This window comes from Cytobacillus solani (assembly GCF_001420595.1).
Classification (GTDB): domain Bacteria; phylum Bacillota; class Bacilli; order Bacillales; family Cytobacillaceae; genus Cytobacillus; species Cytobacillus solani.
The window spans coordinates 2,821,121-2,840,989 of record NZ_LJIX01000006.1; the positions used below are offsets into that span (position 1 = coordinate 2,821,121).

The following is a 19,869-nucleotide window of genomic DNA, read 5'->3' on the forward strand; positions in this document are numbered from 1 at the left end:
TATTTTATGATAATAACAACAAATATTTCGATAATAAAAATATTTAAGAACTCATTATGAAATAGTCGGCTGCTCTTCATTTACTATGCTGATACATAAAGTCTTATTCAATTAAGCTGACCGACAACTATTTAAAAAACAGAAAAGGAGATTACTATGACCACTTTTGTTAACCAACGCGATGGGATATTTCCATCTGTATGCCCACTAGATTGCCCTGATCAATGCGGATTACTGCTCCATAAGGAGGATGGAAAAATTATTAAGGTAGAGGGGGACCCGAATCATCCGGTAACCCAGGGTAATATTTGCAACAAAGTACGGAATATGAAAGAAAGAATATATGATAAAAACCGTCTGCAGTTTCCAATGAAGCGAGTAGGAGCAAAAGGAGAAGGGAAATTTGAACAAATTAGCTGGGAAGAAGCGATCGATACGATTACTTCGCGCTGGAAGAAGTTAATCGATATAGATGGTCCAGAAAGTATTCTTCCTTATAGCTTTTATGGAAACATGGGAAACCTTACTGCTGAAGGAATGGATCGTCGATTCTTCCATCGGTTAGGAGCGTCACAGTTAAATCGAACCATTTGCCAGTCTGCAGGTACGACAGGCTATAAATATACGATGGGCGGAAATATTGGCATAGATCCAGAAGACACCATTCATACAAAGCTGTTTATCTTCTGGGGAATCAATGCAGTTAGTACGAACATGCATCAAATTACCCTTGCCCAAAAAGCGAGAAAAAACGGGGCAAAAATGATTGTTATTGACGTTCATAAAAATCAAACTGGCAGAATGGCAGATTGGTTTATTCCGATTTTACCAGGGACAGATGGCGCGCTAGCACTTGGAATGATGCATATCTTATTTGCTGAAAACATGGTTAATGAAGAATTTTTACAAGCATTTACAGTAGGCCATCATGAACTTCGGGAACATGTGAAGCAATATGATCCTTTATCCGTTTCGAGAATTACTGGTGTACCTATAGAAGACATTTATAAGCTAGCAAGAATGTATGGGGAGACTACTCCTTCATATATTAGAATTGGAAACGGCCTGCAGCATCATGACAACGGCGGGATGTCCACACGTACGATCGCTTGTCTGCCTGCCTTAACTGGACAATGGCTTGTCAAAGGCGGAGGCGCTATTAAATCAAATTCCGGCTTTTTAGCATTTAATGAAGAAAAACTTCAACGGCCAGATCTATTAATAAACAAAGAAACACGTGTAGTTAATATGAATGAAATTGGCAAAAAGCTGCTCGAATTAACCCCCCCAATTAAGTCCATGTATGTATATAGCTGCAACCCTGCAGTTGTAGCACCAGAGGGAAATAAGGTTCGGGAAGGCTTGAGACGAGAGGATTTATTTCTTGTCGTTCATGATTTGTTCATGACTGAAACAGCCAAATATGCTGATATTGTTTTGCCATCGACATCTTCATTTGAGAATACCGATTTTTATGGTTCTTACTGGCATCATTATATGCAAATTCAACAGCCTGTCATTGAATCCTATGGGGAATCCAAATCAAATGTAGAGGTCTTTCGTTTATTAGCAAAAGGAATGGGATTCACTGAGGACGCTTTTACAGAAACAGAAGCTGAAATGATTACTCGTGCACTCGATCATCCTGAAAATCCTTACCTTACAGACATTCAATATGAGTCTTTAATTGAAAAGCAATACGTGAAGGCGAATGTGAAGCCGCTTTTACCTGGAAAACTGCCAACACCAAGTGGTAAAATTGAGTTATATTCAGAGAAGATGAAACAGGATGGTCATCCCCCATTGCCAACATATTTTCCAATTGTTGATGATGGTGATTTTCCATACTTATTCGTTCCAGCACCTAATCATAATTTCTTAAACTCAACATTCTCAAATATTCAAAAGCATCAATCGCTTGAAAAAGAGCCACGGATTCATATGAATGTTCTTGATGCAGAGGCTGAGGGAATTGAGAACGGAGAAACTGTAATGGTTTGGAATCAGCGCGGAGAATGTGAATTAAAGGTTTCCGTTGGCGACAATGTTCTTCCTGGCGTGATCGTTTCACAAGGTCTATGGGCAAATATTCCGGGAACAAAACAACTTGTAAACACTCTTACACCGGATCGTTTGTCTGATATGGGCGGTGGCGCAACCTTCTTTTCAGGACGAGTGGCGATAAGTAAGCTTTAATTAGAATATTACTAAAACCAAATCTTAACATTTACTAGAATTTAAAAAGTGCTTAGTATTTAGACCAAATGGATCATTAAATACTAAGCACTTTTTATTATTTTATTAGATCCACGTACGATAGATGGTTTCGAACTCTTGCTTAGGAAGCGGCCTGCTAATATAATACCCTTGAATTTCATCACAGCCTATTTCCTCTAGTATGTCTATAACTTCCTTCGTTTCAATCCCTTCTGCAACAACCTTTAAATTTAATTCATGTGCAAGAAAAGTAATCGCTTTCACTATAGCAATATCTTCTCTATTTTTTGATACTTCATGAATAAAACTCCGGTCAATTTTAAGTGACTGAATGGGGAATTTTCTTAAGTAGTTTAAGGAAGAGTACCCTTTTCCAAAGTCATCAATAGCAACAACTATGCCCATTTTTCTTAGCTTCTCTAAACATTCAATACATTCGTCTATATTGTCGATAAAGCTATTCTCCGTAATTTCTAATTCTAGCAATTGTGGGTCCAAACCCGTTTTTTCCAATACATCTTCGACTACTTGCTGGAAGTTTGGCAATCGAAAATGTAATGGCGAAATATTCACCGCCACTCTTAAGGGTGTGGAAAAGCAAGTATGATTCCACTCCTTATTTTGTACACAAGCTTTTTCTAGAACCCAATTATCGATCTTAATAATCAAACCGGTATCTTCAGCAATGGGGATAAATTTATCCGGCGGGATATTTCCAAACATGGGACTTTTCCACCGTAATAAAGCCTCCATTCCATTGATTTTTCTTGTATATAAATCTAATTTTGGCTGGAAATATAATTCAAGCTCATTGTTATCAATGGCTTTACGCAAATGATTTTCAATTAGCAGGGCTTCTTCATTCGCTTGGTTCATTTCCTGTTCATAGATGCAAAAATGATTACGCCCTTTCAGCTTTGCCGCGTACATGGCAATATCTGCTTTCTTTAATATAGAATCACAATCTTCCCCGTGCTCAGGATAAAAGCTTATTCCCATGCTGCATGTGGTAATAATTTCATTTCTATCTAATTGAATAGATTGGTCAAAGATTGATAGAATCTCTTCAGCATATTTACTAGCCATATCAGTACTTGTCAGTTCTGGATAAATAATGATAAATTCATCTCCAGCAAGACGATAAATTTCCGCATTGGGTCTTATACCCTTTTTCAATTTTTTAGCTACTGCCTTAATTAATTGGTCTCCAACCGAATGTCCTAAAGAATCATTAACTTGTTTAAACCGATCTAAATCAAGAAAAAAAACGGCAATTTTCTCTTTTTTTTCTTGAGATTTTCCCATTAAGTGATGTAAGTCATCACAGAATTTTCTTCGATTTGGTAAACTTGTCAATATGTCATGAAAGGCCATAAATTCTACTTCTTCTTGAACATGATGAAGCTCCGTAATGTCATTAATACAGCCGATAATTTCAACAACCTTGCCATCACGATGAATCGGAGATAAGTAGGTTAATAGTTGTCGATCCTTATAAGCATAATTATATGTAATCGGTTGACCAAGAAAAGCTTGCTCATATTTACTTACTAGCATATTGGCAATTTCTGATGTGAAGACTTCATTAGGTCTTTTGTTACGCATTTTCTCATTTTCTAAGCCTAATTGATAGGCAAGTTTTCCTTCATTCAGTATGTAAATAAATTTTTCATCTGGATCTTTTGCTACTTTGAAAATTAAGTTATTCATGGAATTAACGACATGTGTGAAATCATTTTGCAATGCTTCAACCAACTTTTCTTGGGCAAGCTTTCCTTCTGATATATCTGTTCTTATCGCAATATGCATGATTGGTTTGTCATCCTGATCCTTTAAAGGAACAATCGTCGTTTTTACCCAATAAAAGGTCCCATCCTTTGCTTTATTTTTTACCTCACCCTCCCATATGTCGCCTTTATTAATTGTTCTCCACATTTTTCCAAAAAATCCCTTCTCATGGTAGCCAGAATTGAGGATTCGATGATTTTGGCCAATTAGCTCTTCTGTGGAATATTTTGACAGTTCACAAAACTTTTGATTAGCATAGATTATTTTTCCGCTCGTATCTGTAACAGCAACAATTGCTGAAGCATCTAACGCATATCGCAAATTTGCATAATCCTCTAAAAAGGTGCTTATTTGCTGAATATCCTTTTCCATTTGAAGCAAATTATTATAATTCGAACGGCTATTTCTAAAAATCTCCTGTAAAGAATCAATCCATGGCTGCACTTGATTCTGATCGAACATATACTCACTCCCTAACCCAAAACAAAAACTATAGAGCTCATTTTTATACATTATGATGGATACCATTATTATACTAGTTCTTTTTTATCATATATTGTCAATTAGTACAATATTATGTCGAATTTACACTGTACGCATGGTGCGAATAAAAAAAGCTGAATTATAAAGACTTGTAATAAAAAACAGCTAGAATTATGAATAATTTGTAATATTTCAGCCACCATGATAATATTTTTAAAAGTTACCATTTAGTGAATAATTATGCATTTTTATTACAAAAAAATAAATGGAGAGCTGTTTTACTCTCCATTTATTTCTAGGATTTTTTCAATTCATAAGAACGCTGATCAATTAATCGTTTTTCACTCCGGTTAATGTGACCTTTATCCACTTTTGTAAGAATTGGTGATACACGTATAACATCTTGCACTTTTTCACCTAAATCCCTTTGAAGTTCTTCATCAGACTCAACGAATAACTGGAATACATCTTGATTATTCTCTCTTTTAATGATTCCTTGAAAGTTGCTGTAACCAGCTTGTTCAAGCACAGTTAAGAGCTGTTTTTCCCTCACAAACATGCCTTTCACTTTCACTCCATCACTAATTCTGCCTAGAACACCTGTTATTCTTTTTCCTTCATATCCCTCAACCCATCTCGAAAGGTCACCCGTTCCGAAACGAATAAGCGGATAGCTTTTATCATAAAGTGTGACAACCACTTCTCCTTCACCGGTTGAAAGCTCCTCTCCTGTCAAAAGATCACAAATTTGGACAATGGCTGAACTTGATATCTTTAATCCTGGGCCTTGTTTATCTTCATATGCTAGACAGCCGCAATCTGCCGTTCCATAGCCTTCGAATACAGATATCCCTTTTTCCTCGCATCTTTTTCGCATCTCAGTTGTCAGCATTTCGGCGATAAAAAATGCCCTTTCCAGGTGAATATCTTTTCCAAACGTCCAGCCCTTCTCTTCTATTGCATCGAGTAAAATCGAGAAGAAACTTGGCGTACCTACGTATCCAGTAACCTGTAAATCTTTCATTACTTGAATTTGAAGTTCTCGATTACCAGTCCCTGCTGGAATTACCGTTGCTCCTAATTCTCTTAGTGCGGAATCAAACATAAATCCTGCAGGGGACAAATGGTAGGAAAAAGTATTTTGGACAATATCCTTTTCATTAAAACCTGCTGCGTAAAGTGCTTCAGAAAAACGCCAAAAATCTTTTTCATGTGTTTGCGGATCATAAATCGGTCCTGGGGACATAAAAACTCTTGCCATCTCAGTTGTGCTGATAGTTGCTAAAAGACCGAATGCCGGATTTTCTTTTTGTATTTCAGGCAAATCATCCTTTTTCATTACCTGAATCTTAGACAAATCCATTTTTGATTGAATATCTATGGGACTCAATCCGGCTTTAACCATTCGTTTTTTAAAGCCAGCCGCATGATCGAATGCATATTGGATAACAGCCTGAAGCGAATCCATCACAGCCACCTCTTTCTTCTTTTATATGATTTAATATGTTTATAGTTTTTTCTACCTTTATCACTCATACCTAAATAAAACTCTCTCACATCCTGGTTTGCTAAAAGCCGCTCAACCGTTCCGTCCATAACAATTCTGCCATTCTCCATAATATAGCCGTAATCCGCAATGGATAGCGCCACATTTGCGTTTTGTTCTACTACTAGAATCGTCGTTCCCTCTTCTTCATTTATTTTTTTGATGATGGCGAAGATTTCTTTTACAAGTAAAGGGGCTAATCCAAGTGATGGCTCATCTAATAGCAATACTTTCGGCTTTGCCATAATTCCTCTGCCGATGGCAAGCATTTGCTGCTCTCCTCCGGACAAATACCCTGCCTGTCTATTTTTCAGCATTTCTAGTTTTGGAAAGTAGTGATACACCTTTTGGATATCATCCTTAATATTTTTTCGATCCTTTCTTGTATGTGCACCCGCAATTAAATTTTCCTCTACAGTTAAATGTTCAAATACACGGCGCCCCTCCATACATTGGAAAATTCCCTTCTTGACAATTGTTTCAGCATCACTTACATCAATCCGTTCGCCATACAGATCGATAAATCCATCCGTTACCTCGCCATTTTCACTTTTTAATAGACCAGAAATAGCTTTAAGTGTCGTTGTTTTTCCAGCGCCATTGCTTCCTAGCAGCGCGACTATTTTCCCTTTTGGAACGACCATCGACATTCCTTTTAACACAAGAATGACCCGATCGTACATCACTTCTACATTATTGATCGTCAGCATATGCTACCTCCTCCTGCCGTTTTTGCTACTGCCGTATGGTCTTATCACCCAATTATTATCGTTAACGGGCTACTTGCTCCCATTAATCGACCACTGCCTTACTTATAAAAAAGGAGCGTCTACCGAACGCTCCCTCTATTTCTTAGTAACTAATATAATCGGTTATGACTTCAAATTTCCCACCCTTTACTTCTGCAAGACGGATTTTGTTCGTACCTGCATGATTATCTGCTGTAAATGTAACCGGTGCAGCTAATCCGCCAAGATCTAACTCTTTTAGCTTTTCAATTCCTTTACGGATTCCTTCTCCTGTCGTTGGGTCGTCTGCTATTTTAATCGCCTCAACCATAATTTTTGCTGACACCCATCCTTGGATAAATTTTTGGTTTTTATCCTCTAATTTCTCTCCTCTGCCTTCCAAATACTTTTTGATTTCTTCCATTCCTGGAAGATCTTCATAAGGAAACGCATGGGTAACAACACCAATGAATCCTTCTGCCGCATCCCCAGCAAGCGGAATTAAGCCTTCTCCTGTCGCCCAGTTTAAACCAATGAATTGCGTATCAATCCCAAGCTTTTTCGCATCCTTTAAAATGGTTGCTGTTGCCCCCCATGTTTGCTGGATGATTGCATAATCAGGGTTTTTCTTTTCCATATTTAAAAGTTGTGAAGTTGCATCTAATGCCTGCACATCAATAATTTGCTCATCAACAACTTCCATGCCTAATTCCTTTGCAAAGCTTTTCGCATCTTCAATAGGAGACTTTCCAAAGGCTGTATCATTATATAGGAAAGCGATTTTTGGTGTACCGCCGCTATGGTTTTCTTTAATCCAAGTCAACGCGGATCTTGCCTGATCTGAATAGGAGGCTGCCGTTAAAAAATTATATGGACTCTCTTTAATATCTTTAAGGTTTTCAGAATATGAGCCCGAGAAATATGGAAGCTTGTCAGCAGCGACTTGCTGCCTTAGTGCCTCAGTATCGCCTGTTCCCCACCCTAGAATGCCTGAAACTTTATCTTTTGATTTTAATTTTTGATACATTTTTTGAGCTTCTGGAATTTTGTATGCATAGTCGTCACCAATTAACTCAAGCTTGTAGCCATTGATCTCTTCATCTTTGATAGAGTCAAAATAGGCTTCAGCTCCTTCAGCATACGGTGTACCTACATCCCCCGTTCCACCAGTAAGGTCGAAGATTCCACCGATTTTGATTGTTCCTTTGCCGCTGCCTGAACTTTTTTCTTCGCCTGAACATGCCGCAAGTACTCCTGCTACTAAAACGAATACGAGAAAAATCGACCAAATTTTTTTCATTCTTCTCCCCCTCATAATGTGAAAAATTCTTTCATAAATGAAAGTTCTATAGAATTACTTTCATCATTACTAAATTAATAGGAAAACGGCCATAACTTAAAATAGTCTTTTATATTTTTCCATATTTTCGCTAGCCCCTCTGGTTCGTAAATTAGAAATAGAATAATAACAAGCCCAAATACGACCTCTTTCATCCCATTTAGCACATTTGATAAATCAGGGAATACACCGCTTAATAATTCTACTCCTGTACGAAGGAAAACAGGCAGCAATGTAATAAAAACAGCTCCATAGATAGAACCAAAAACACTGCCAAGTCCACCAACTAGAATGATAGCCAGATATTCAATAGAGACGGTTATACTATATAATTCTGGGCTCACTACCATCGTATAATGTCCAAGCAAGGCACCCGCCACTCCTACAAAGAAAGAACTGACAATAAAAGCAAGAACTTTATATTTAAATAAATCGATCCCCATAACCTCTGCGGCAATATCTCGATCTCTTACTGCAATGAACGCTCTTCCGACTCGAGACCGGAAAAGATTCAAGGTAAATATAGTGGTAATGACAAGAATCACAAACATTAAATAGTAATAGCTTGTTTCACTATTAAAAACGAAGCTGCCAATTTCCGGCCTTGAAAGCACCATTCCTGCCGTTCCGCCAGTCAATGTATCCCATCTCGAAATGACAAACAGAATGATCACTTGTGCAGCAAGCGTCGCAATTGCTAAGTACAGTCCTTTCAGTCTTAAGGATGGCAATCCAAAAAGACCGCCTACGACTGCAGTAATAATACCAGCGGTCGGCATAGCAATCCAAAAGCTTAAACCAAGTTTTGCAGTTAAAATGGCCGATGTATAACCGCCTACCCCTAAAAAGGCGCCTACTCCAATCGATATTTGTCCTGTAAAACCAGTTAAAATATTAAGTCCTATAGCACCAATCGCGGCGATTCCACATAAGGTGGCAAGACCCACAATGTAATCGGAAGCAATTAATGGAAAGATGGCTAGTAATGCGACCATAATCATGACACGCACCCTTACACGGGAGATTTTCCATATAGCCATATCTTGTTTATAGTTCACATGGAATTCTCCACACCCCATTACAAAAGGATTCTTCATCCGATTACACCCTCTCGATTTCTTTTTTCCCAAATAGCCCATACGGCTTGAACATGAGTATAAATACTAGAATAATAAATGGCATGACTTCTTTTAATCCTCCGCCTACTAATGGATCTAAGTAACCGCCAGTCATCGTTTCAATAACACCAATAATTAAACCTCCGATTATCGCTCCGGGAATACTATCAAGTCCGCCAAGAATGGCAACTGGCAATACTTTCAGCCCAATAGCTGAAAGTGAGGCATTCACTCCATTAATATTGCCCAGGAGGATTCCCCCTACAGCAGACACGACTGCAGCAATAGCCCATGAAACGGCGAAAATAGTTTTCACACTAATCCCCATTGACATTGCTGCCTGCTGATCATCTGCGGTTGCTCTCATGGCAATCCCAAGCTTTGAAAATTTGAAAAAGAAGGTGAAAATAACGAGCATGATGACTACGATGACAAGCGACCAAATATATACAGGTGATATGACTACTTCTCCTAACCGAACGGGTGCCTCTGGGAAAATCTGCGGAAAAACTCTTGTTTCATGCCCCCAAATGATATGAACAAGCCCAGCTAATGCACTTGATAAGCCAATTGTTGCCATGATCATAGAGATAACTGGTTCTCCAATAAATGGCCGAAGAACAATTCGCTCTATGACAAATCCAAGAATAGCGCTGAACATAAGTGCTATGAATAGTGCAGCAATAAATGGAATATTGTAAGCAGTTATTAACGTGAGACAAACATAGGTCCCAATTAATAGGAATTCACCTTGTGCAAAATTGATGGCATCACTAGATTTATAGATTAGTACAAATCCGAGTGCTACTAGGGCATATACACTGCCAACAACGATCCCCGTAACGAGCATTTGCAAAAAAAAGGCCATTATGCAGCTCCCTCTCCTTCATCCATAAAGATCACCTGAAGTGTTGTATGAATCGTTTGTTCCTTTCCATCACGATACTTAATTTTTCCTTCAACCTTTATCCGTTCTTCTTGTGTGTACATCCCTTCAATAAGCGTCTCATATTTTTTTGCAACAAATTGTCTTCTTACCTTCTTTGTTCTTGTCAGCTCTTCATCATCTGCATCAAGCTCTTTATAAAGAAGAACGAATTTTCTTACCCGAGCTTTCTCTGGCAATGTTTGATTAATATCATTCACTTGTTTCTGAATTAACGCCAACACTTCCGGCTTCGAGGACAGATCTGTATAGGTTGTATAACTAATTTGATTTTTCTCCGCCCATCTGCCGACATTTTCCATGTCTATATTTATCATAGCTACGACATATGGTCGATCCTTGCCAATAGCTACAGCCTCTTGGATATACGAACTAAATTTCAGTTTATTTTCAATAAAGTTCGGTGAAAACATTTCCCCTGAATTCAAGCGAATGACATCCTTTATCCGGTCGATGACATAGAGATGCCCTTCTTCATCCAATCTGCCAGCATCTCCAGTATGCAGCCATCCAGATTGTATTGTTTCCTTCGTTGATTTTTCATTTTTATAATAGCCTTTGCAAATACTTGAGCTCTTGATGAGTATTTCTCCTTCATCTGAAATTTTCACTTCTGTCCCAGGGATCGGGATGCCAACACTATCCAGCTTTATATCCCCATCACGATGAACAATCGAAATACCCGATACTTCTGTCTGTCCATAAATACTCTTCACATTGACACCAATGCTATGGAAAAATTCAAAAACATCCGGTCCAAGAGGAGCACCACCAGTATATGCACGCTTCATGCCGAGCAAGCCTAAGTGATCCCTTATCGCACTAAACATGAAATAATCGGCTATTTTGTATTGCAGCTTTGTTGTAAATGAAATTTCTTTATTTTCAAAATAGGCTCTTGCCACCTTTTCACCGATTGGCTTGCACCATTTGTATATCTTTCTTTTTAGCCAGCCGGCATCTTGAATTTTCACTTGAAATCTTGAAACCATATCTTCATAGATTCTAGGTGGTGAGAACATAACTTGAGGTCCAATTTCACGCAGATTCTCTAACACAGTGGAAGGTTCTTCAGGGAAGTTTATCGTCATGCCATTATATAGGCCCATTCCCATGGTCATCATTTGCTCGCCTATCCAAGCAAGGGGCAAAAAGGATACATACTCATCCTTATCTGTTAGCGGGTCAATAGTTGATAAGTTTTTTGCCATATCAAGAAGGTTCTTATATGTAAGCATGGTTGCTTTCGGATTGCCTGTTGTACCGGATGTATAAGAAAAAATTGCGACATCATGCTCACTTCCTTTTTTTACTTCTGATTGAAAAAAGGCGGGATCTTCTTCATCAAGCATTCTCCCGAGGGCTTGGACTTCTTCAAAGCTTATCAAAGCATCGTCCTGGTAATTCCTCATTCCACGCGGATCATAATAAATAATTTTTGTTACGTTCGGAATTTCTTCCTTAATTTCAAACATCTTATCGACCTGCTCTTGGTCTTCAACCACAACAATCGTTGCATCACAGTGATCCAAAATAAAGCTCATTTCATTCGGCAGCGATTCTTGATAAATTCCGACTGAAATTCCTCCTAACGCTTGGGCTGCCAGTTCACTCATAACCCACTCAGGCCGATTATCGCCAACTATTGCTAGTTTATCGCCCCTTTTTAAGCCAAGCTTCGCAAATCCAAGACTTAGACTTTTTACTTGATCTAAATATTCTTGATACGTAATCTCATTCCAAATACCAAAATCTTTTTCTCTTAAAGCAACTTTCAAACCAGCTCTTGCCGTCCTCTCAAGTAATAATTGAGGAAATGTCATATTCAAGCTTGACATATAATGGCTGCCTCCTCTTTAAGCACCTAATATCCACTGCCTTTACTCTTTAGTCGAGATATTTCCTAGCCAACATTTTCTACTCCAAGATACGCGTCAATCACCTTTTGGTTATTTTGAATTTCATATGGAGTGCCATAGCCAATTAATTTTCCAAAATCAAGAACAGCAATATGATCAGAAAGATCCATGACAACACCCATATCATGCTCAATTAGAATGATCGTAGTTTCCATTTCCTCATGAATGTCAATGATATAGCGAGCCATATCCTCCTTTTCTTCACTATTCATTCCAGCCATTGGTTCATCCAATAATAGAATCTCCGGCTCTAATGCTAATGCACGACCGACCTCGACCCGCTTTTGCAATCCATAGGCCAGTCTCCCAACAGGCGTGTCACGGATATGTTCAATTTCCAAAAAATCAATTACTTCCTCTACTTTTTGGCGATGCAGCACTTCTTCCTTTTGAGCTTTCCCCCAATACAATCCACCAGAGAGAATTCCAGTTTTCATACGGACGTGTCTGCCCAGCATCAGATTGTCTAATACAGATAAATGAGGAAACAATTCGATATTTTGAAAAGCTCTAGCGATTCCAAGTGCTGCACGTTTATGGGGCTTGAAGTGTGTAATTTCTTCTCCGTTAAAGCACACCGAACCTGAGGATGGCTTGTACAGCCCGCTAATGCAATTCAGCATACTCGTTTTACCGGCACCATTAGGCCCAATTAAAGAAAATATCTCCCCTTTCTTTACCTCATAAGAAACTTTGTCAAGTGCCACAACTCCTCCAAACCTTAGTGTTACATCATTAATTTCTAAAATTCCCACTCGACTTTCATCCTCCAATCTCTTACAAAAAACGCTTACATTTTTAAAAATTTAGAATATTTAAATATATTCTCTGCTGTTCATATTATTCCTTCAATTTATGAAATTTTTTCATCCGCAAATAATGACTATTTATGCAAGTATACTAATTTATATAAGATGTATTTTTAGAAAATACATCAATGGATGAATGAATGGTTCATTAGAAATATTTATTCATAGCGCATGTAGATTTTTACTGTTAGAGTGTGATACCATCTATTAAGATTAGGAAGTGATAATAATGATAAAAATTGATATGCCCTCTCCAGAAATTGTGATAACAAAAAAACGGAATCTAGCCGGAGAGACAAGTGGGTCAGAGATTAGCAGTGTTTACGGATTTACAGAATATCATCGTATCCCGAGAGATAAAGGTGGACTGATTCTTTTCTTTAATAAAGATGAGGAGCTTTTATTTGTTGGAAAAGCGAGGAAATTAAGACCGAGAGTCAAGAAGCATTTTGAGGATACTGTTTCTCCAATGAAAAAGTATCGAGATGAAGTTTATAAAATTGCTGTATGTTTAGTCGAGGATCCAATGGAAAGAGAAATATACGAAACATATATTATTAATACACTTAAAGCAAAATATAATATTGAAAAAGTATTCTATCGATAAGAAAAGTGCAAGCGCCTTGGTCATCGCCGTACAAACTGGAAGGGCCGGTTCTTTCGATAAAGGAAGCACGGTGAGCGAGAGTGAACCGATGTTGACGCAATCGTTGTGGAGGGGACCTGAAGTTTGATAGGCGGTAGGCGCTGGAACTAGACAATTCTCTAACTCCAAAGTTATACTTTCTTATCTTTTTAAAAAAAAGGAGGGTCTTCCTCCTTTTTTTATTCTTTATCTTTTTTTCCTTTCACAAAACGATATGCGAGGTATGCAATATATAATGGAGTGGCGATGTAGATCAAGTAAGGAAATTGGCCGTGAGTTCCTTTGACTATAATAAATAGAACGCAGCCAAGAAAAATGGTCACGATTGTACCGTATTTTGGAAGAGGTACTTCTTTTAAGCTTGGAATACGGATTTTACTCACCATTAAAAAGCACATACCTGTAAAAACAACTGTCGTAATAATTTGTGGAATAATATGGCCAAATAATGTAAGAATGGCTAATATTCCACCTGCTGCCGTAATTGGAACCCCAACAAAATAATTCATGGATGTTTTACTTGAGCTAATATTAAATCTAGCTAAACGATAAGCACCGAACAGAGGAAATAAACCTGCAACAACAAACCCTAGCATGCCAAATTGATAAAAATATGTATAATAGACTAAAAATGATGGCGCAACTCCAAATGTAACGATATCTGCAAGAGAGTCCAGCTCTTTCCCCAATGTACTATCTGCATGCAACATTCGCGCAAGTCTTCCGTCCATACTGTCAAGCATCATCCCAATTAAGATTAATATTGCTGCATTTTTGAATCCCCCATTTGCAGCAAAACCAATAGATAAAAAACCACAATATAAATTTCCTAATGTCACCATATTAGGAATCGCTTTAGTAAATCGCACGAGGATGTATCACTCCTAATTATTTTCTTTATTTTATGTAGAAAACTCTTATTTCACACAAAGGAATACCGGCCACTAGAATTATAACATTTTATTCCTGTCGTTAAATGTCCTTAATGAAAAATAATTAAAAAAGCATCGGTTATTCCGATGCTTTACGAATTAATTCTGCTACAAGTTCCTTTGTATTTTGACCTAATGCTGGCGAGGATGCCCCATTCTGTTTTTGATTTCTATGCATTTTTACATACATGCTTTCGTTGTTATTTTCCCATAAAATTTCTTTTTCTTGGAAGTATGCAAATGAATGCAACTCATTTGGTTCTAAAACAGGTGTTAAACAACAATCCACTATTTTTCCGAATTCCATCCATTCTGTTAATTCCCGGCTTCGAAATAATTCACATACCTGCATGAATACTGGGTTGTTTGTTTCAGCCTTAGAAAAATGAGCATTAATCCACTCATCTCTACCTAGTGCCTGACAAAAATTCAACCAAAATTTTTGTTCAAGAGCACCTAATGTCACATAACGATGATCCTTCGTTTCATACATTGCATAGGAAACAAGCACCCCGTTTAATTCTTTAATTCCTGTTTGATCGTCCGTTTCTTGCGCGATAAGTAGATGATTCCCCATAATTGAAGCAACTGTTTCTGCGATAGAGATACAATGATAGCTTCCTTTTCCTGTTAGTATCTTAGCAACAATCCCTGCCAATATCCGTTCGCTCGCCGCCATTCCTCCTAAATAGTCTCCAATTTGAATCGATGGGTGAACTGGTTTCCCACGCTCATCCTTTAATTGAGAAAGAACGCCGCTAACCCCCATATAGTTAATATCATGGCTTCCAAGATGAGAGAAGCTGCCAGCATTCCCATAACCGGTTAAGGAGCAATAAACAATATCTTCTTTATGCTTGATCACTGTTTCGTAATCAAGACCAAGCTTTTTCATAACACCTGGGCGAAAGCTTTCAAGAACAGCATCCGCTGTTTCGATTAGCTTTAATGCCAGTTCTATTCCCTCTTTTTCTTTTAAGTTAAGGGCAATACTTTTCTTCTGGCGGTTATTTGCTAAGAAAACAATGCCTGTGTCATCTTTTTTAATCCCAAGATGCCTTGCAGGATCGCCTTCTATCGGTTCTACTTTGATTACTTCTACGCCAAGCTCGGCTAATCTCATCGTCGCATAAGGTCCTGGAAGATAATTTGAAAAGTCGATGATTCTTACACCTTTTAACATCGAATCACCCTTTCATTTTCATGTTTACCCATTTGAAAATAAATCCTCCAGCCGTTTGCGCAGCATGAATTTTTGAATCTTCCCGCTTGCATTTCTCGGTAAGGCATCACAGAAAATATATTGCCGCGGCCGTTTATAATTCGCCAGTTCTTCACTGTTTTTACAAACTTCATCGAGCATCTCTTCTGTAAGGTCTGGATCCTTTCTCACGATAAATGCGGTTACCGTTTCACCCCAACGATCATCTGGCTGACCAATGACGGCAACATCAAGAACACCACTATGTGTATACAAAACATCCTCCACTTCACGAGGATATATATTCTCTCCGCCACTGATAATCATGTCATCCACACGATCCTTAACAAATAAATACCCTTCATCATCAAGATAGCCAATGTCACCGGAATGGTACCATCCCATATACAAGGAATTGGCTGATGCTTCTTCATTATGATAATATCCGCTCATCATGCATGGTCCCTGGACAATGATTTCACCTGTTTCACCAGCCGGAACTGTATCATCTGGATCTGATGGACCATCCTCATTCGGGCGCACAATCCTTATTTCATGATTTAGGCATGCCTGCCCAGCTGATCCAGCTTTTCGTATTTGATCATCATCGAATAAGAAGGTAATCGCAGGACCCATTTCTGTCATACCATATGCCTGAACAAGGGATATCCCTAATTTATCCTTGCAGGCATATACAAGTGTTGGCGCCATAGGAGCTGCTCCGTAAAGACCTAATGTTAAGCTATCCAGCTGGTATTCATCGAAATTTTCCTGCAGAAGCATATTCCACATCGTGGGTGCAGCGAAAAACTTGGTTATTTTTTCCTCTGTAATTAATTGGAGTACTTGCTTCGGTTCGAAATGATGGAGGATGGTATTTTTCGCTCCGACATGCACACGTGGAAGGAAGGCACAATGAAGTTCAGCGCAATGGAACATTGGTGCGGTTACAAGACCATTATCATTACTATCTAGTTTTGTTGCACTAATAACGATTAAACTTTGTTCGACAATTTCCCGGTGCCGGTGAAGAACACCCTTTGGTCTTCCGGTAGTTCCACTCGTATACATAATGGCATAAACATCATTTTCATCAATAGAGGCTTTAACTTTTGATCTAGGTGCAGAAGCTACCTTTGCTTTATAGCTTGCTGCATATGACGGTGCATCTTCATCAATATACCAGAAAGCAGTCTGCGGAAAACGTTTAGCGATGGGGTCAATACCAGATTCAAGCATTTTTTCAAACAAAACGATCTTCGGATTGGCATCTGATAAGATATATGCCACTTCTTCAGACATTAACCGAAAATTTATTGGATTAAAGATCGCCCCTATTTTCGCACAGGCAAAAAAGGCAGTAGCCAGTTCTTCTGTATTAAATAAGTAGGTTGAAATAATATCCCCTTTTCGCACTCCCTCCTGCAAGAGAGCATTGGCTAGCTTATCGATCTCCAGACTCCATTCTTTATAGGTAAGACGCAAATTTTTTCTGACATCAAAAAGAGCTTCCTTGTTCGGATATTTGCCAACCGTTAAATCGAATACTTTTCCAATCGTTGTCGCCATTCTAGCTTTCCTCCTTTTTAATAATGCCTGTTTGTTACCGCAGATTTGTTATTTTGATTGATGAGGGTACGTTTTCTTCTTTTTCATTACCTTCTATTTACTTTTTGTGTGATAAAAGAAATTATTATCTCTTTAAATGATTGTGAAGGACAACTATTTCATTTAGGCGGTACCTCCCCTTTCCATTTAATCTAAGCGCTCAATTATTGTTGCATTGGCCATTCCATGACCTTCGCACATGGTTTGCAGCCCGTATCTTCCGCCTGTTCGTTCAAGTTCATGCAACATGGTCACCATTAATCGAGCTCCACTGCCACCAAGTGGATGACCAAGAGCAATCGCGCCGCCATTCGGGTTCAGTTTAGCTGGATCGGCTCCCGTCTCCTTCAGCCAAGCCAGCGTAACTGGTGCAAAGGCTTCATTTACTTCGAAAATATCAATTTCCTCTATTGTCAAGCCAGCTTTCTTTAATACTTTTTCCGTTGCGGGGATGGGTCCTGTAAGCATTAACGTTGGATCTGAGCCGACAACAGAACGGGCAAGGATGCGGAATCTTGGCTTCAGCCCTAATTCCTCTGCTTTCTCGCGGGACATGATTAATAATGCAGCTGCACCATCACTAATTTGACTGGCATTCCCTGCATGAATCACACCATTTTCTTTAAAGACTGTCTTTAGCGTACCTAGCTTTTCAACAGTAGTCTCCTTTCGCGGACCAGCGTCTTCTGTAACCGTGAATGTCTCTCCATCCGGCAGTGTCACTTCAATTGGAGTAATTTCCCTGTTAAAATAACCGTTCTCCTGTGCATTCAAAGCCTTTTGATGACTTTCATATGAAAATTGATCCAATTCTTTACGAGAAAACCCATATTTTTCAGCAATTCTCTCTGCGGACAACCCTTGATGAATAATTTCATACTGGCTCGTTAATTTTTCACTGAATGGAACACCTTGATAACTTGAACCAATCGGCACTCTTGACATGCTCTCTACTCCGCCTGCAATGACAACATCCATGTCTCCAGCAAGAATAGCCTGTGCAGCAAAATGAACTGCTTGCTGGCTTGATCCACATTGACGGTCAATCGTCGTACCTGGAACTTCAATTGGCAATCCAGCAATGAGGGCAGCCACCCTTGCAATATCCCCGCTCTGCTCACCGATTTGTGACACGCAACCGAGTATTACATCGTCAATGATTGCCGGATCGATTCCTGCTTTCTCTACTAACGCTTTTAAGCAATGTCCAGCTAGATCATCTGCCCGAATATCCTTTAAATATCCATTTCTTCTCCCTACCGGCGTTCTGATTCCTTCTACAATGACTGCTTCACGCATCTTTCTCTTCCTCTCTATAAACCGATATTTTTTGCTATTATCACTTTCATTATTTCATTCGTTCCCGCATAAATACTGGCAACCGGTACATCTCGATATCTTCTTGCAATCTCGTATTCTTCCATATAGCCATACCCTCCATGAAGCTGCATGCATTCTGTAGCTATTTTCCTTGCATTCTCAGTTAATTTCCACTTTGCCATCGATACTTTTGTGACGACATCCTTTCCAAGCATATGTTCAGAAATCAGCTGATCGAGAAACGCTCTGCCCATTTCAACATCAGTCGCTATTTCTGCGATTTTAAACTGGGTATTTTGAAAGCGGCTGATTGATTTTCCAAATGCCTCTCTCGCTTTAACATAATCAATCGTCATTTTTAGCATTTCCTCGGCAGCAACTTGTGCGGCAATAGCAACAACAAGGCGTTCCTGCTGCAATTTTTCCATTAAATAAAGGAATCCTTTTCCTTCTTGACCAATTAAATTTTCCTTAGGCACGATACAGTCTTCAAAAATTAACTCTGCTGTATCTTGACAGTGGAGGCCGATTTTGTTCAGCTTTCTTCCCCTCGTGAAGCCAGGTGCATCTCGTTCAATCGAAAGCAGGCTGATGCCTTTATGAGCTGGCACTGCATCAGGATTTGTTTTGCAAGCGACAATAATTAAATCAGAATGGACGCCATTCGTGATGAAGGTCTTCTGCCCATTGACAACGTAATGTTCCCCCTCTAGTCGTGCGGTTGTTTTGATGCCAGCTAAATCAGAGCCTGTACCTGGTTCAGTCATCGCAATCGCAGTGATGATTTCCCCTGTTGCACAGCGCGGCAGCCATTTTTGTTTCTGTTCCTCTGTTCCGTAGGCGGTAATATAGGGAACAACGATATCATTATGGAGACCGATACCGACTAAGCCAGAGCCAACACGCTCCAGTTCTTCATTGATGACTACAGAAAAGCCCCAATCCACCTCACTTCCGCCATACTGTTCTTCAATTGTTGGGCAAAGAAATCCCTGCTCCCCCATTTTCAGCCAGAAATCCCTGGGGATCATTCGGTCTTCTTCCCATTGTTCATAATATGGATACGCTTCCTTTTCTAAAAACTTTCGCAGTGATTTACGAAAGATTTTATGTTCTTCTTTTATATATGGAGCTGTCATATAGATCTCCTTTCAACTGCACTTTTTTCTATTGTACCTTATTGACGATTTTTTGAACATTCAGAATTCATTTCGTTTATTTCTTCGCCTCAATCCAGTATCCATGAAATAACTAATCTACTTCAAGCAA

At 38.9% G+C, this 19,869-nt stretch carries 15 protein-coding genes; 2 read left to right on the forward strand and 13 right to left on the reverse strand.

Features of this window, described 5'->3' with window-relative positions:
• Nucleotides 1–156 precede the first annotated feature (156 nt).
• Complete coding sequence (locus AN957_RS15915) at nt 157–2,196, forward strand: molybdopterin oxidoreductase family protein (RefSeq protein ID WP_056685111.1); 2,040 nt, start codon at nt 157–159, stop codon at nt 2,194–2,196.
• A gap of 105 nt (nt 2,197–2,301) precedes the next feature.
• On the opposite strand, the gene AN957_RS15920 is transcribed toward AN957_RS15915, so the two are convergent.
• From AN957_RS15920 to AN957_RS15955, 8 genes are all read right to left on the reverse strand, one after another.
• A complete protein-coding gene (locus tag AN957_RS15920) occupies nt 2,302–4,467 on the reverse strand; it encodes a sensor domain-containing protein (RefSeq protein WP_056685114.1) in 2,166 nt (721 codons plus the stop codon).
• Nucleotides 4,468–4,783: 316 nt separating this feature from the next.
• Nucleotides 4,784–5,956, reverse strand: a complete 1,173-nt coding sequence (locus tag AN957_RS15925) for a phenylacetate--CoA ligase family protein (protein ID WP_053476440.1) — start codon at nt 5,954–5,956, stop codon at nt 4,784–4,786.
• On the reverse strand, nt 5,956–6,744 hold the full coding sequence (locus AN957_RS15930) for an ABC transporter ATP-binding protein (RefSeq protein WP_053476441.1): 789 nt from the start codon (nt 6,742–6,744) through the stop codon (nt 5,956–5,958). The genes AN957_RS15925 and AN957_RS15930 overlap by 1 nt, the downstream gene beginning before the upstream one ends.
• A gap of 142 nt (nt 6,745–6,886) precedes the next feature.
• On the reverse strand, nt 6,887–8,062 hold the full coding sequence (locus AN957_RS15935) for an ABC transporter substrate-binding protein (RefSeq protein ID WP_056685116.1): 1,176 nt from the start codon (nt 8,060–8,062) through the stop codon (nt 6,887–6,889).
• A 74-nt stretch (nt 8,063–8,136) separates the two neighbouring features.
• Nucleotides 8,137–9,198, reverse strand: coding sequence for a branched-chain amino acid ABC transporter permease (locus AN957_RS15940; RefSeq protein ID WP_053476443.1), 1,062 nt, complete (start codon nt 9,196–9,198; stop codon nt 8,137–8,139).
• A 4-nt stretch (nt 9,199–9,202) separates the two neighbouring features.
• On the reverse strand, nt 9,203–10,087 hold the full coding sequence (locus AN957_RS15945) for a branched-chain amino acid ABC transporter permease (RefSeq protein WP_056685119.1): 885 nt from the start codon (nt 10,085–10,087) through the stop codon (nt 9,203–9,205).
• Entirely contained in the window at nt 10,087–12,003 is a 1,917-nt protein-coding gene (locus tag AN957_RS15950; protein ID WP_172797646.1) for an AMP-binding protein, read from the reverse strand. Before AN957_RS15950 ends, AN957_RS15945 begins: the two co-directional genes overlap by 1 nt.
• Before the next feature lie 65 nt (nt 12,004–12,068).
• Entirely contained in the window at nt 12,069–12,839 is a 771-nt protein-coding gene (locus tag AN957_RS15955; RefSeq protein WP_056685127.1) for an ABC transporter ATP-binding protein, read from the reverse strand.
• Nucleotides 12,840–13,122: 283 nt separating this feature from the next.
• On the opposite strand from AN957_RS15955, the gene AN957_RS15960 reads away from it, so the two are divergent.
• The gene (locus tag AN957_RS15960) at nt 13,123–13,500 is read left to right on the forward strand and encodes a nucleotide excision repair endonuclease (protein WP_053476446.1); all 378 of its coding nucleotides are present in this window, start codon (nt 13,123–13,125) and stop codon (nt 13,498–13,500) included.
• A 218-nt stretch (nt 13,501–13,718) separates the two neighbouring features.
• Here the strand turns inward: AN957_RS15960 and pssA are convergent, their stop codons facing one another.
• The 5 genes from pssA to AN957_RS15985 all read right to left on the reverse strand — a co-directional run bounded on the left by pssA (nt 13,719) and on the right by AN957_RS15985 (nt 19,739).
• Nucleotides 13,719–14,408 (reverse strand): CDP-diacylglycerol--serine O-phosphatidyltransferase, encoded by a 690-nt coding sequence (gene pssA / locus AN957_RS15965; RefSeq protein ID WP_053476447.1) that lies wholly within the window; start codon nt 14,406–14,408, stop codon nt 13,719–13,721.
• A gap of 142 nt (nt 14,409–14,550) precedes the next feature.
• Nucleotides 14,551–15,654: a CaiB/BaiF CoA transferase family protein gene (locus AN957_RS15970; RefSeq protein WP_056685130.1), complete on the reverse strand. Its 1,104-nt coding sequence runs from the start codon at nt 15,652–15,654 to the stop codon at nt 14,551–14,553.
• Nucleotides 15,655–15,678: 24 nt separating this feature from the next.
• Nucleotides 15,679–17,241 (reverse strand): fatty acid--CoA ligase, encoded by a 1,563-nt coding sequence (locus AN957_RS15975; RefSeq protein ID WP_056685133.1) that lies wholly within the window; start codon nt 17,239–17,241, stop codon nt 15,679–15,681.
• Between the two features lie 186 nt (nt 17,242–17,427).
• Nucleotides 17,428–18,579 (reverse strand): thiolase family protein, encoded by a 1,152-nt coding sequence (locus AN957_RS15980; protein ID WP_053476450.1) that lies wholly within the window; start codon nt 18,577–18,579, stop codon nt 17,428–17,430.
• A gap of 14 nt (nt 18,580–18,593) precedes the next feature.
• Nucleotides 18,594–19,739 (reverse strand): acyl-CoA dehydrogenase family protein, encoded by a 1,146-nt coding sequence (locus tag AN957_RS15985; protein WP_056685136.1) that lies wholly within the window; start codon nt 19,737–19,739, stop codon nt 18,594–18,596.
• Between the last annotated feature and the right edge of the window lie 130 nt (nt 19,740–19,869).